General features: G+C 38.5%; 17 protein-coding genes. 12 read left to right on the forward strand and 5 right to left on the reverse strand.

The features are described 5' to 3' along the window. Positions 1-218 precede the first annotated feature (218 nt). A complete protein-coding gene (locus tag G592_RS0104910; protein WP_028246824.1) occupies positions 219-803 on the reverse strand; it encodes a rod shape-determining protein in 585 nt (194 codons plus the stop codon). A gap of 185 nt (positions 804-988) precedes the next feature. Here G592_RS0104910 and G592_RS0104915 point away from each other — a divergent pair, with 185 nt between their 5' ends. The 3 genes from G592_RS0104915 to G592_RS0104925 all read left to right on the forward strand — a co-directional run bounded on the left by G592_RS0104915 (position 989) and on the right by G592_RS0104925 (position 3411). After that, positions 989-1279, forward strand: coding sequence for a helix-turn-helix domain-containing protein (locus tag G592_RS0104915; protein ID WP_028246825.1), 291 nt, complete (start codon positions 989-991; stop codon positions 1277-1279). A 186-nt stretch (positions 1280-1465) separates the two neighbouring features. After that, positions 1466-2548, forward strand: a complete 1083-nt coding sequence (locus tag G592_RS15725; protein WP_196801822.1) for a zinc ribbon domain-containing protein — start codon at positions 1466-1468, stop codon at positions 2546-2548. After that, complete coding sequence (locus G592_RS0104925; RefSeq protein ID WP_028246826.1) at positions 2548-3411, forward strand: hypothetical protein; 864 nt, start codon at positions 2548-2550, stop codon at positions 3409-3411. The genes G592_RS15725 and G592_RS0104925 overlap by 1 nt, the downstream gene beginning before the upstream one ends. 63 nt (positions 3412-3474) lie before the next feature. Here G592_RS0104925 and G592_RS0104930 read toward each other — a convergent pair whose 3' ends face one another. Continuing rightward, positions 3475-4224: a DUF4230 domain-containing protein gene (locus tag G592_RS0104930; RefSeq protein ID WP_028246827.1), complete on the reverse strand. Its 750-nt coding sequence runs from the start codon at positions 4222-4224 to the stop codon at positions 3475-3477. Positions 4225-4491: 267 nt separating this feature from the next. Here G592_RS0104930 and G592_RS0104935 point away from each other — a divergent pair, with 267 nt between their 5' ends. From G592_RS0104935 to G592_RS0104960, 6 genes are all read left to right on the forward strand, one after another. Then, positions 4492-4734, forward strand: a complete 243-nt coding sequence (locus G592_RS0104935) for a hypothetical protein (protein ID WP_028246828.1) — start codon at positions 4492-4494, stop codon at positions 4732-4734. Beyond that, complete coding sequence (locus G592_RS0104940) at positions 4727-4957, forward strand: hypothetical protein (protein ID WP_028246829.1); 231 nt, start codon at positions 4727-4729, stop codon at positions 4955-4957. The genes G592_RS0104935 and G592_RS0104940 overlap by 8 nt, the downstream gene beginning before the upstream one ends. Before the next feature lie 91 nt (positions 4958-5048). Further along, positions 5049-5669, forward strand: coding sequence for a DUF4317 family protein (locus tag G592_RS0104945; protein WP_028246830.1), 621 nt, complete (start codon positions 5049-5051; stop codon positions 5667-5669). Between the two features lie 31 nt (positions 5670-5700). Then, positions 5701-6186 (forward strand): hypothetical protein, encoded by a 486-nt coding sequence (locus tag G592_RS0104950; protein ID WP_028246831.1) that lies wholly within the window; start codon positions 5701-5703, stop codon positions 6184-6186. 27 nt (positions 6187-6213) lie between these two features. Further along, positions 6214-6636 carry a DUF523 domain-containing protein gene (locus tag G592_RS0104955; protein ID WP_028246832.1) on the forward strand — a complete coding sequence of 141 codons (423 nt, stop codon included), beginning with the start codon at positions 6214-6216 and terminating at the stop codon, positions 6634-6636. 61 nt (positions 6637-6697) lie between these two features. After that, positions 6698-7201 (forward strand): pyridoxamine 5'-phosphate oxidase family protein, encoded by a 504-nt coding sequence (locus G592_RS0104960; RefSeq protein ID WP_028246833.1) that lies wholly within the window; start codon positions 6698-6700, stop codon positions 7199-7201. Positions 7202-7214: 13 nt separating this feature from the next. Here the strand turns inward: G592_RS0104960 and G592_RS15730 are convergent, their stop codons facing one another. After that, positions 7215-7445, reverse strand: a complete 231-nt coding sequence (locus G592_RS15730) for a hypothetical protein (protein WP_036951773.1) — start codon at positions 7443-7445, stop codon at positions 7215-7217. A 39-nt stretch (positions 7446-7484) separates the two neighbouring features. Then, positions 7485-8885, reverse strand: coding sequence for a hypothetical protein (locus G592_RS0104970; RefSeq protein WP_028246834.1), 1401 nt, complete (start codon positions 8883-8885; stop codon positions 7485-7487). Positions 8886-9083: 198 nt separating this feature from the next. Here G592_RS0104970 and G592_RS15735 point away from each other — a divergent pair, with 198 nt between their 5' ends. Continuing rightward, entirely contained in the window at positions 9084-10001 is a 918-nt protein-coding gene (locus tag G592_RS15735; protein WP_036951778.1) for a J domain-containing protein, read from the forward strand. A 2-nt stretch (positions 10002-10003) separates the two neighbouring features. Beyond that, positions 10004-10546 (forward strand): prolyl-tRNA synthetase associated domain-containing protein, encoded by a 543-nt coding sequence (locus G592_RS0104980; protein WP_028246835.1) that lies wholly within the window; start codon positions 10004-10006, stop codon positions 10544-10546. Positions 10547-10562: 16 nt separating this feature from the next. On the opposite strand, the gene G592_RS15740 is transcribed toward G592_RS0104980, so the two are convergent. Beyond that, positions 10563-11195 (reverse strand): SOS response-associated peptidase, encoded by a 633-nt coding sequence (locus G592_RS15740; RefSeq protein ID WP_036951781.1) that lies wholly within the window; start codon positions 11193-11195, stop codon positions 10563-10565. A 155-nt stretch (positions 11196-11350) separates the two neighbouring features. Here G592_RS15740 and G592_RS0104990 point away from each other — a divergent pair, with 155 nt between their 5' ends. Further along, positions 11351-13756, forward strand: a complete 2406-nt coding sequence (locus G592_RS0104990; RefSeq protein ID WP_028246836.1) for a glycoside hydrolase family 3 protein — start codon at positions 11351-11353, stop codon at positions 13754-13756. Positions 13757-13762: the final 6 nt, after the last annotated feature.

The following is a 13762-nucleotide window of genomic DNA, read 5'->3' on the forward strand; positions in this document are numbered from 1 at the left end:
TATCGAGAGTGGAGAGATGTTGTTGTATAGGAGGTAGTGTCATGACTGAGATTGAAATTAGAGAAATACGTGAAGCAATGTGATGAGGCTATCCGTCAGGTAGAGGGAATTAGAAGAGAATTGGAAGGAAGATTGAGACAGAGATGATAATCACACAGATAGCATCTAAAAATATTATGTAAATTAGAAGAAGCTGGCAGGTTAACCGCCAGCTTTCTTTATTCAAAATCCTTTATAACATCCATATCATAGCCCCAGCGTTTATAGTCTTTCTTAAGCTGCTCATAAGCATAGCGGGCATATTGATATTTATCGTCTTTTCCAATTTCAATAGCACAATCCAGCTTTCCATGAACTTCTTCAGAACGCCAAATGGCTTCTTCTACAGTTAGTCCATTAAGCTCAGTTTCTGCAGTAATTATAAAAATCTCTTTGTAACCGAGAGAATAGAGTAGATCATTATACATTTTCTTTTCCACTTCAGAGCAAGGCTCATATAAGAATATGAGTGCCTTAGTAGATCTTCTTAGGAGAATGCGTTTTCCGTTGATGGTATATATGTACTTTTGAATAAAGTACTTAAATAACATATGTGCTGCTGTGTAATCGGCCAGCTTTCCCATAACGATAGGGATACATAAGTCCAAGTACTCGTCATTAGGACTGATATTTGTACATTCGCTTCCTATAGCGGCTACTATATCTGTATTTTTACGAAATGCCATGAGACACTTTTCAGAAAAGATCTCTCTGGTCTTGTAGTTGTATATTTTTATATCAGCTGCTGAATCAAAAAATGCCATACGAATCTCCTTATTAATTTGATTATTGATGATTTATTATAGCATGACTGAATGAATATTTTCTATTTGCTGGGAGTAATAGTCTAAATTACAGCTTTATTCTTGTATGTGAAAATAGTTGAAAACACATCAATATTGATGTATTTTGAATATAGAATATTTGTGGGTTTTTAAAGGAGCTGAAGATGTTAGTAAAGAGTAATGCAGATCAAGAAAAGAGGATAGTGGAGCAACTCATTGACGATGATCCTGAGTTACTTAGACAGCATGAGTTATTTAAGGCTGAAATGGCATTTAAGCAGGAATTGATTGACGCTAGAAAGAAGAATAAGCTTACACAGAAGGATGTTAGTAAATTAAGTGGATTATCTCAACAGGCTGTTAGTAGAATGGAAAAAGGTGCTGGTGGAACACTTGAGACTATTATTAGATATTTGAGTTCTATGGGATATTCGTTATCGATTAAAAAGAACTAACTTATATGATTACGTTGAAAGCCGAAGGATTTTGTGACCCTTTGGCTTTTTTTATTTTGGTGAAATAATTATTCCTCAAAATAAGAAAAATAGTGCTTAAAGATTCGCGGAAGAGGATATATACTATTTTCATACGGTTATTTAGAATTTAATTATCAAATAACAAGAAAAGAGGGGTAGGTAAAAATGAAATGTCAAAAATGTGGTGCTAATGTTGGTTTTAAAGATGAGTTTTGTCCAGCATGTGGAGAAAAAATTGAGGGTAAAAAATATGGATTTTCAATCAATACTGAGCAGATTAAGGAAATGTCAGCAACAGCGTCTAAAGTCGGTGGTGAGATGTTAAAGAATGCATCGGCTACTTTATCAGAGAAAGCATCAGAAGCTAAAGATGCAGCCTTTGAAATGAAGGATGATATTACTGCTAAGATTACTGAGTTAGACAGAATGCTTGAAGGCTCTATTACTGAATACAACGATGCATATACACTTATGAATGATAAGGGAATGCAGTTATATATTCAGAGGTGTAGATCAATCGACAATATCAATAACGTTGAACTTTTAGTAAATAGTATTGCTAATCATCCAAAGAGTTTTGATACAGATTTTGAAGAAATAAATGTAAATAGAAAGAAGTTTGTGGAAGCATGTGAATTTGCCGAGAAGGAAGTTCAAGCAGCAAGAAACGCAGCTGGAGGTGCTGGTGCTGGATTAGCAGCAGGAGCAACTGTAGCGTTTATGGCGCCAACAGCTGCTATGTGGATTGCAACAACTTTTGGCGTTGCGTCAACGGGAACTGCAATTTCAACTCTTACTGGAGCTGCAGCTACCAATGCAGCACTAGCCTGGTTAGGCGGAGGCGCACTTGCTGCAGGCGGTGGCGGTATAGCAGGGGGAAATGCTTTGTTGGCTTTAGCAGGACCAGTAGGTTGGACAATTGCAGGAGCATCATTGCTAACATCTATTATTCTCTTTACGAAGAATAAGGCTAAGTTAAATAAAGAAAAGAATGAAGAAATTGATTCTGTAAAGAAGAATACAGAACGTATCAAAGAGATGGATGCAGCTATTCTTGATATTTTAAATCAGACAATTGATATTAGAGAAAAAGTTGCTGCAAATTATCAGGATTGCCTTGCTTTATTTAACGGTGATTATTCAACATTTACTGAAGAAGATAAGCTTAAGCTTGGCTCAATGGTGAATCTTACAAAGGCTTTATCAGTTCTATATCAGAAGCAGGTTAATCAGGAGGAAACTGAATAATGATTGAGGATATTATTAAGGATGTAACCTATGAGTATATTCAGAAATCAGAGATAGGTGAAAAACTTCAACCTGCTTTTCAGTCATTACAAAAAGCACAGGAAGCAACCATAGCATATGTGAATGATGATAGCTCAGATACATTAAAGAAAATACGTATTGGAACAATACTAACTTTTTCGATTATCAGTAAATGTGTTTCAGGAAAATCCGTTAAGCAATTTGATTCAAAGGATTGGAATGATATAGCTGCAAGTGTAGCTGAATATGCTGTAATAGAAGGTGATGAAAGATATAGCATTTGCATTTTTTCTATGTATGCAGATTATGTTGATGCTTCAGCTAATTTATTGGAGAGTAGTGGAATTGATACTGCAAAATGTGATGCAATAAGGGCTTTATCAGAAAGGGTTAGACTTCTGACTGATGAATTTATTCAGCAAAATATCACAGAAGTAGATTATACTGAACAGTGTCTATGGATATTGCTTGAGGCGATGATAAAGTTTTTATGTACATATACTAATCTTTATATTTCAGATGATAAAGCTGAATTCATTGAGAATGCAGCGATGTTTGCATTTGAGTATGGTAGATACACTTTATACAAGCAAGAGCAGGAAATTCTTCAGTTATACTTAGAACATCAGTGCCAACTTGATAATGAGTTAGAGCAGAAGCTTTCTGATTACAATAAGGCTCTTAAACAGAAGCAGGAAGAATTCAACAGACTTATCGAAGATGCTTATAGTCCAGATATTATGAATCGATTAAAGTCGTCTGTGAGCGTTGCTAGAAATGTAGGCGTAGACGAAGAAGAGATTTTAGATTCAGTGGATAAGGTGGATGATTTCTTCTCTTAAAAATATGAAAAGCATTCCGAGGCAATGAAGGGCGACGGAATGCTTTTTATAATTATAGGTTTATTATTGCCAATCAAATTGAATCACATAATTATCTACTAAACCAGAAACTGTCAGGAGACCTTCTAATGCATTCTCGGTGTTAGTTCTGGCTTCTTTCCAAAAATCGTTTTTCTGATTTAATTTCTCTTCTTCTCGAGTCTTTAAGCTATCCTGAAAATCGGCATAATCAGAGAGATTTACTTTTGTAAATACAGAAGATTTTACATCATATGACTGGAAGTTATCTGTATCCATTTCATGATATAGAACTTTTAATTCTGGCATTTGAACAATTATCTTGTGATGTTCATTGTCAATATCAAAATTGATATCTTCTATATTTAATCCAACACCTATTGTTCCAGAGCAAACATATACTTGTTGATTCTTAGTTAATGGAATTGAAATGCTTGTATTAAAAAACTTTTTATCTTTTTCAAATTGACCAGCGTCAGTGTAATAATATTTGTAAGAAACAAGTTCTTTTGCAGGAGCAATTACTTCTCGTAAAGTAGCTGCTGTGATTTCTACCTCTGGATTAACTTGGATTTGTCCTTCTTCAGAAGCTGGAATATCCAGAGAATTTTTTAAATCAATCAAGGCTTTCTTCTCATGTAGACTCATTCCTACAAAAAGGACAATGAATAATAAGACCACAAGCCCAACTGTCATTAATTTCGTTTTGGAAAGTGCAATGTTCACAGAATCACTTTTTACTTTTTCAGAAGTTTCTTCAATATTTTCCTGATTTGTTTTTTTCTCATCAGCCATGGTTTCTTCCTCTCAATATTATCACCAACGGTTTCATAAGTTACTAAAACAAATCATACAAGTTATATGTGTAACTTTTGTGTTTGATTTTCTCAAAAAACAAAGGGTTTTAGACTTTCCAATTAAAAAAATGTCACCAGTTAGCTAGTTATTTGACTGCACATTACGTGCAGTTTTACTGTGATTTTTATCTAATAAAAATCGCAAAATAAACAAGTCCTTATATAGAAAATCGCCCCTATGGGCACTTTATAAGGAGGAATATTAATGAATGCATTAGAAGAATTAAAAGTTAAACTGGACCATATTTATGAAAATGATTATGAACTAGTTAATCATGTCTTATCTTTAGTAGGAGAGCATGAGGAAGATGTAAAAGAACTGTTAACCTTCATAAATAAAGATTCAGATGTTAGTCGTATTTCTGTTGTTACGTGTGCTGGAGAGATAAATAATTGGCGTATGGACAGAATTATTGAAACAATTAAAGGAGGAATAGAAAATGAGTAGTGAATTATTGCCATATGAAGAAAAGGCTCAGAAACTAACAACTGAATTGAGAAGAATATTCCATGATGAAAGGGTTCCAATACTATTCGTGCTATCGGCTGTCGTAGATTATGAAGAAGATGTTGACGAGTTATTATATTTCATAAAACACGATGATGAGATTGATGAAGAAGCCATAACGGCTTGTGCACTAGAAATACAAGATCGTCGAGGAGAAGAATAAAGGATAGGGCATCTAAATGATGCCTTATTTTTTTGAAATAATTACAGCAAACAAGTACAATATCCCTATAAAACAATAAAGGACCCAAACAATGACACAAATTAACAGAAACGACATGCTGGAGCTCACCCGTAGATTTACATCAGCTCGTAGCAACTTAATTAGAATTGCGGGTGCGTATATAGATGAGGAAGGATATATAGACGGCACTTTTAACACAAGCTTCCTGAATCTGAAGGGAGCGGAAAAGAATAGATGTCTCGATATCGCAAAGGCGATACCATTTGCAAAGCCAAATGAGGAATTAGTTCAGTACAAGATTCCAGGTATGGGGCCAGGATCTATCTGGCAGATGATTTATGCAATTCGTGATTGCGAATTGAAAAATGATGCCCTGATGCTGAATCTTTACGAGCTTATAGCGGAGAAGTATCCTAAGGGAAGACCATATGCCATTTACATGTATTACGGTGCTTATGATGTGCCAATCAAGGGTAGTGATAAGGCTTACCAGGATGAATCCGAGGAGGTTTATCAGTATTTGATTCTGGCGATTTCCCCTGTGGATGAGGAGCAGATTCCACATTCACCTGAGTCGGGATTCCTCTATCCAGCATTCACAAACAGAAGCACGGACATTAATCATGTGAATTTCTACAGCCAGGATTATGAGGAAGCCAGAGAACTAATGAAGTTTTTGAATTTGGAGTAAGGAGAAACCTAAAAGCTAGGAGGAGGTTGATATGTTAATCGTACTAGAAGGTTTAGCGATGAGCTTTTGGTTGTTGCTCATCTGTGTAGTGGGTATAGCAAAAGATGGACCTGTGGGTCTTGTTAATTTCTATGAGAAGGATGCACAAGAAAGAGTAGTAGAACTGGGATTAACTACAAAAGAGAAAATCAAAAAAGCTGCAACGATTTCAGGGATAGCACTTATAGTACCATTGATAACAGTTGTTCCAGCGGTAGTGTACTTATTAAATGGAGTAACAGGTTTTTGGAATTGCTTCATTCAGCTTCTGTGTATATATATGATTATGAATCTGTTTGACCGATTTTTTATAGATGAATGGTGGGTTAATCATACAAAGGCCTGGATTATACCAGGGACAGAAGATTTGATGCCCTATGTTAATGGAAAAGCCAGAATTAGAAAATGGGTGGCATCACTCATTATGTTTCCTGTGTTGGCTGCAATAATATCTGGAGTGATACAAGCTTTTACTTGAAGGAATTAGAAGAGGATATAAGGATTAATGAAAATAGCAGTGAGTGCCTGTCTACTAGGCGAAAATTGTAAATATAATGGCGGAAATAACTTCAGTGAAAAGGTGGCCAAGTATGTGGAAGGTCATGAGGTGATTCCAGTGTGTCCAGAAGTATTGGGCGGACTGCCTACACCGAGGACACCAGCAGAGATTGTTGATGGAATTGTCACCCGAAAAGATGGAGTTTCTGTCGATTATGAATTTAGGACTGGTGCCCAGAAAGCTTTAGATATTGTGATTGAGAATCAGGTAGAACTAGTGATTTTGCAATCCAGAAGTCCATCCTGTGGAGTGAATACAATTTATGATGGGACATTCTCAGGTAAGACTATTCCAGGGCAGGGAGTGTTTGCAAGTTTGCTTGAGAAGAATGGTATCAGATTGGTAGATGTTGCTGATATTTTGGATTAGCTTGAAGGGAAAAAGGTTATGTGAATGGATTACATGAACAACAGGAGGAGAAGAGAGAATAATGGATTATGATTTAGCGGCAAATTATTGGATTGAGAAGGACAAGGCTTCTGTACATATGGAGCCAGAAGCGTTAACTGAGAGAATTTATGAGTTTATCAATGCTCACAACACATGTGCACTGGCTACAGGATGTGACAGCTTTGTTAGATGCACTCCTATTGAATATAGCTATATGGATGGCGTCTTTTATATGCTCTCTGAAGGTGGATTGAAATTTAAGGCACTTAAAGAAAATAAAAATGTCTCATTTGCTATATATGAACCTTATGGCGGCTTTGGTCAGCTGAAGAGTCTTCAGGTGATGGGAAAAGCTGCATTAGTTGAACCATTTTGTGATGAGTACATAAAAATATTGGCGCATAAGAAGATACCAGTAGAGGCTATGAAGAAATTGCCTCAACCAATGAATCTTATCAAGATAATTCCAGAAAGCTATGACTATCTTGATTCTGATTTAAAGAGAGATGGATTCAATAGCAGACAGCATAGAGAATTAGTTTAATAGAGCTTGGTGACTAAGGGAATTCTTCCATTGGAATTCTTTCTACCTGTAGGTAGTTTTCGTTGCTTTCGTTTTCAGTGACAGCCAGTTCTTCGTTGAAGCCTTTCAAAGCATCAAAGGGACTGAATATCTTAGCCCGCCTTGAGAGGTCCATGGCTGGATGTTTGATGGAAAAACTGTCGAACTTTTGATGGACAGGTTTTCCCTTCTCATATACCTTTTGGTATTTAAAGTTTTTAAGCATATTTAATCCTCCGGTTTCTAAGCAGACCGGAGGATTTTTTTATGCCTTGTGGCCTCCGATCTGCTGATTTCTTTCTATAGTTGTGGCTCCTTCTAGGAAGTTCGTTCCTTTTAACATGGCATTGGCTCCATATCTGCTTCTTACCTCCAACAGGGCAGCATGAATCTGCTTTTCTTTATTCAGCGCATCATAATCAGTGAATAAATCAAGCTGATAAACTCCGTTATCATCTTTTACATCACAGGCGCAGATTCCCAGGCGACGGAAGAGTATCCTGTGGTCACATTTTTTCTTTACAGCCTCCATGATAGCAGGTGTAACAAGCTTTGAAGTGTTAGTGGCTGTACGCAGATTAACAGTTCCGTTTGAATGGGCTGGATGAATTCTTCCATACCAGTCGATGGCCAGTGGACCGTCGTAGGTAGGGCAGTATTCCATGCTTTTGTAATCGTAGCTTACCCACCAGGTAAATCTGGAAGCTACCAGATTTTTCTTGTACATGTCGCAACACAGGATATCTATCATTTCTGTAATGACCACGCAGGCCTCCTCATATTTATAAGGGCGAGGGAGCACCTGACCATTGGAAAGAGAGTGGTTGTTAGTCCTGTAGTTTTTTATGTCTTTCATGGTAACAGGTTCGATGCCCCAGGCATGGTCTATGAGGATTTCAGCATCGATGCCGAAGGTTTTGTAAAACCATTCTTCATTCCATTGCGTCTGTTCGGCAATATCCCCCATGGTAAACATGTGGTTTCGCTCCAGGCGTCTGGCTTTACCAGAGCCTATTTGCCAAAAATCAGTAAGGGGCCGGTGGTCCCAGAGAAGAAGCTTGTAGGAATCTTCATTAAGGGATGCTATGCGCACACCGTCTTTATCTGCAGGAGCTTTCTTAGCCACAATATCCATGGCTACCTTTGCCAGATATAGATTGGTCCCGATGCCGACAGTGGCGGTAATGCCAGTCTGTTTCAGAACATCTCTGATTATGGTGAGAGCCATAACGTGGGCGGGGTTTTCACCTGTTTTAGCGGCAGTCTGCTCATACAGATGGAGATATGGAGCGCAGTCAATAAAGCATTCGTCGATGCTGTATACATGGACATCTTCGGCAGCTACATATTTCAGATAGATGCCGTATATTTTTGCGGAGACTCTTTCATACTCAGCCATTCTTGGAACGGCAGTGATGTAAAGAACTTTGGTTTTATGAATCTTTTCGTATTTTTCAATGGCCTGTTTTGCTTCAAAAAGTCGTGGTCTGCTGGGAACGCCGATAGCTTTCAGCGCAGGAGACACTGCAAGGCATATAGTCTGATCTGACCTGCTGGAATCTGCCACCAGAAGATTAGCTTTCAGTGGATCAAGCTTTCTGGCCACGCACTCCACAGAAGCATAGAAACTCTTCATATCAATAGCAATATAGCAACGATCATTCATGGTACCTCCTGATAGTAAAAATAGAACATAGTTTCGATTTGGCATAGTTATAATATACCCGAACAGGCATTCGAGTCAATCGAACAAATTATAAATTTTTTTTGATTATGGATACTCTGTTATTTTGGGGGCATGTTAGATATAATGAAAATCACATGTAATAGGTTGTTAGAATACATTGTATTGTTAAGGGGCAGGATGAATAAAAGCCAGGCACGTAAAATCCTTGGATTGGATGGTACGGAAGACGAAAGAGAAATAAAAAAGAAATATAGAAAGCTTATGCATGAGAATCATCCAGACTCAGCTGGAGATGATGCAGATAATGAGCTTGCGGCTAAAATTAACACTGCCTATGAGCTTCTTATGAAGGACTATAGCGGCCCGGAAAAGAAGAAAGCTACAGTGAAGAAAAAGCCAAAGAAACATTGGAATGGTAAAGAAAATCCTAATGCATATTGCGCCAGACCTATCTTTCATGAGGTGGAGGATTTGGATGGAGTAAATCTAGGCACCATAGAGATTGCCAGAGGCAGATATGTCTGGTCAAAGGATGAGGAGTTTTCTCTTTTTCTTAGAAGTTTATATGTGACCAGCAAAGAGCTTTTGGATAATGCCAGACCAAGCCTGTTCTTTGAACTGCCGGATGTGATTAAGCAGAAATATCTGGCTGACCTTACATATTTGCTGACAGGTCAGTTTATAGATGGCTCCCTCACACTTAAGGAGCTTGGAGTACTTGATATAGATGCATATAAAATCGATGCAATGGTGGAGCTGGATATCAATGCACCTACACCAAAGGTGGGCGACAGCTTATATCCTGCAGGAGTATCAAATCACAGGCTTTACCTCAGAAATAAAGGTGGTCAGATAGTAGGATATTTGAGCTTTAAAGATGACAGGTTATATTATGTCATTATCCCATTGTTTGAGCAGAAGAAGGCTCAGGTAAAAATGGTGGTGGCAGACAATGCATTAAAATCTAGAACTCGAAAGAAATACGCTGATTTGAATCTATGGATTAGATTAAATGAGACAGAGACCTCTGCTATTGAAAGCACAAATCTAAAGATTGATGAGCTTTTAAGCAGATATGGTAAGGAAGGACTATAAAGATGAAACTGTTAAAAGGTAGACCAGAAAATTGTGAAGAAAGACAGTCAAGGGAAATTCGTACATACGATTTTTTGGATAATCTTGGAATTGAATATGAGAGAACAGATCACGAGGCAGCGGCCACTATGGAAGTCTGCAACGAGATTGACAAAATTTTGGATGTCACCATTTGCAAGAATCTTTTTCTGTGCAATAAGCAGAAGACAAAGTTCTACTTGCTTATGATGCCAGGTGATAAGAAATTCAAAACAAAGGAACTTTCCAGCCAGATTAATTCAGCCAGACTTTCTTTTGCATCTCCTGAAGACATGCTTAAATATCTGGATATTGAACCAGGCTCAGTAAGTATCATGGGCCTAATGAATGATAAAGAACATGCTGTAAAGCTTCTTGTGGACGAGGATGTAAAAAAGGATGAGTACATTGGATGTCATCCATGCATCAACACATCCAGCTTAAAAATAAAGACTGTAGATATTTTTGAAAAATTTCTTCCAGCTGTAGGTCACGAACCAGAGATTGTACACCTTGTGGGAGAGTAAAGAGTATAAGGCTGCCTCAAATTTTTGAGGTAGCCTTTTCAATAACCATATCCGTAAGGGTCTGGGAGATTAAATCCCTAGGGTTTGAGGTTGGATTAATCCACTGTTCAATCTTGTCTTTAGGGAGCATGACAGGCATTCTGTCATGGATTTTGCCCAGTTCCTCGGTAGGCTCCTGAGTAAGGATGACAAATACAGGGTAGCCTTCCTCGATGCGATAAAGGCCACAAAGCCAGGTGGTAGTGCAGCCTGTTGGCTGAATGGCGTATTTGTCGCCAGTCTGTACTTTTCCGTCAGGACTTTTAAGATGCGCCCACTCATAGTAGTAGGCAGCGGGAATAATACATCTGTGAGATTGCCAAGCATCTTTGAATGTAGGCTTTTCTCCAGCTGTTTCTACTCTGGCATTGAAGAGAGTTCTCTTATTGTCTCTGGCCATAAATCCCCACTGCATTGGAAATACACTTTTAACACCCTTTGAATTAGGGGCAATGACAGGGACTATGTCTGTAGGACGGACTTCACCATCTGTGACAAGTGGTCTGGCGTGGGTATCTATAAATTTCATGGTAAGTGGAGAGCGTTCCGCCGCCTCCATAATTTCTCTAAGTTCATCAATTGTTATATCTAATGCATATCTGGTGCACATAATATTCCTCCGGTTTAAACAGCAAAAAATCCAGCTGATAAATTCAATTATAAATTTTTATCAAAATATTTCCACTTATACAAAATATTTACACTATCCATATGAGATGAGTAAGGATAAAATTAAGATAATTATGACTGAAGAGGAGGATTGTTATGCAAAAGTGGGCTAGATTATTATATCAACCAGCATTGCCTTTGAATGGAGATAGAATGGTGACCGGAAGCAGGGAGCACATTGATATCTCAAGGCGTGCAGCTGAAGAGGGAATGGTTTTATTAAAAAATGATGGGGTACTTCCTTTGAATAAACAGCAGCCTTTAGCAATATTTGGCAAGGGTATTGTGGACTATGTTAAAGGTGGCGGCGGTTCCGGTGATGTATTCTGCAAGTACGTGCATTCTCTCTATGATGGCCTTAAGGCTAAGGGCGTGGATGTGTATGAGCCACTTATAAATTTTTACAGGGATGATTTAAAGGCGCAGTATGCAAAGGGCAGATGCCCAGGTATGACTTCCGAGCCAGAAATTACAGAGCAGCTTCTTAAGGGCGCAAAGGCATTTTCTGATACAGCACTTATAGTGATCAACCGATTCTCAGGTGAAGGATGGGATAGAAGCAGTATTGAATGTAATAACGAGTTCAATCCATGGGAATCAGAGACTTCTATGCCAAAAATCTCAGCGGAAGTTTTTCCAGAGGGAGATTTTTATCTTACAGTTGCTGAAAAGAAAATGATTGAAACAGTTAAGGCCAACTTTAAAAAGGTAATCGCTGTGCTCAATATTGGTGGAATCATCGACTGCAGATGGCTTAAAGAAGAAGGAATCAATGGCGCACTTTACATGGGACAGGGCGGCATGGAAGGTGGAGATGCTGCAGCAAATGTTCTTCTTGGTTTGGTAAATCCATCGGGAAGACTGGTGGATACTTTTGCTGGTCAGTTGGAGGATTATCCATCCACAGCCAGATTCCATGAGTCCTTTGATTATGTGGATTACAACGAGGATATTTATGTTGGATATAGATATTTTGTGACCATACCAAAGGTTGCAGAAAAAATTGTGTATCCTTTCGGATATGGATTGAGCTATACCAGCTTTGACAGCAATATTTTATCCATGGCACAAAATGAGGATGAGTTCTATTTCACCGTTAAGGTGACAAATACAGGAAAAATGGCTGGAAAGAATGTTGTTCAGCTCTATTACAGTGCACCACAGGGCAAGCTTTTAAAACCAGCCGTTGAGCTGGGGGCATTCGCAAAGACGAAGTTACTTTCTCCAGGAGAGAGTCAGGAATTGGTTCTTAGTATTTCAAAATATACTCTTTCTTCTTTCGACGATTTAGGGAAGGTAAAGGAAGCAGCATATGTTTTGGAGAAAGGTAAATACAGCTTTACCCTTGGCGCAGATTCTTTAAACATGACAGGAGAGGTCTTTACCTGGGACAATTCAGCTGACGAGATAATAAAGCAGCTTAGTCACAAGCTTTCTCCAGTAGAGCTGAAGGAGAGAATGCTTTCTGATGGAAGCTATGAGGCGTTACCACAGGGACAGCACAAAGATATCAATGAATCTGTCATCGGTAAGATGGAGCCAGGAACGGAAGAGGCATTGACTCCAGCTGTAAGAGCCAGAGATAGATATTATTTAACCCATCCATATAAGGAGGGGACACATCCATTTTCAGAGGTTGCTGAAGGTAAGATTACTCTTGAAGAATTTGTAAATCAGCTTTCAACAGATGATTTGATGCATCTGGTAGGTGGTCAGCCTAACACTGGTGTAGGAAATGTATTTGGTTTTGGAAATCTTCCAGAGTATGGGGTACCAACTGCAGGCACAGCAGATGGCCCTGCCGGTATCAGAATTGCTCCAGAGACAGGGGTGCTTACAACAGCACTTCCTTGTGCCACACTGTTGGCATCCACCTGGAACAGGGAAATCCTGGAAGAAGTAGGAGATTTGGGCGGCAAAGAGCTCAAAGAAAATAACCTTTGTATATGGCTTACTCCTGCAATTAACATTCATAGAAATCCTATGTGCGGACGTAACTTTGAATATTATTCAGAAGACCCATTGCTTGCAGGTACTCTTGCAGCATGTCTTGTACGAGGAACACAGAAGAATCACGTGGGCGTTTCTGTAAAGCATTTCGCATGCAACAATAAAGAAACTAACAGAAAACACTGTGATTCAAGAGTATCAGAAAGAGCACTTAGAGAGATATATTTAAAGGCCTTTGAAATCGTTGTTAAGGAGTCTCAGCCTTATACAATCATGAGCTCTTACAATGTAATTAATGGCGAGAGAGCATCAGAAAGCAGAGACCTTTTAACAGGAATCCTCAGAGAAGAATGGGGATTTGAGGGAATGGTTACTTCTGACTGGTGGACAAGAGGCGAGCATTACAAGGAACTTAATGCAGGCAATGATTTGAAGATGGGCAACGGATTTCCAGAGCGTTTAAAAGCTGCAGATGAAAAGGGAGCCCTTGATCATGAACAGCTAAAAAAGAGTGCAATAGTCATTTTAAAAACTATTCTTAAGTTTGATTAGAATAAC

Source organism: Pseudobutyrivibrio ruminis CF1b (assembly GCF_000424005.1).
Taxonomy (GTDB): domain Bacteria; phylum Bacillota; class Clostridia; order Lachnospirales; family Lachnospiraceae; genus Pseudobutyrivibrio; species Pseudobutyrivibrio ruminis_C.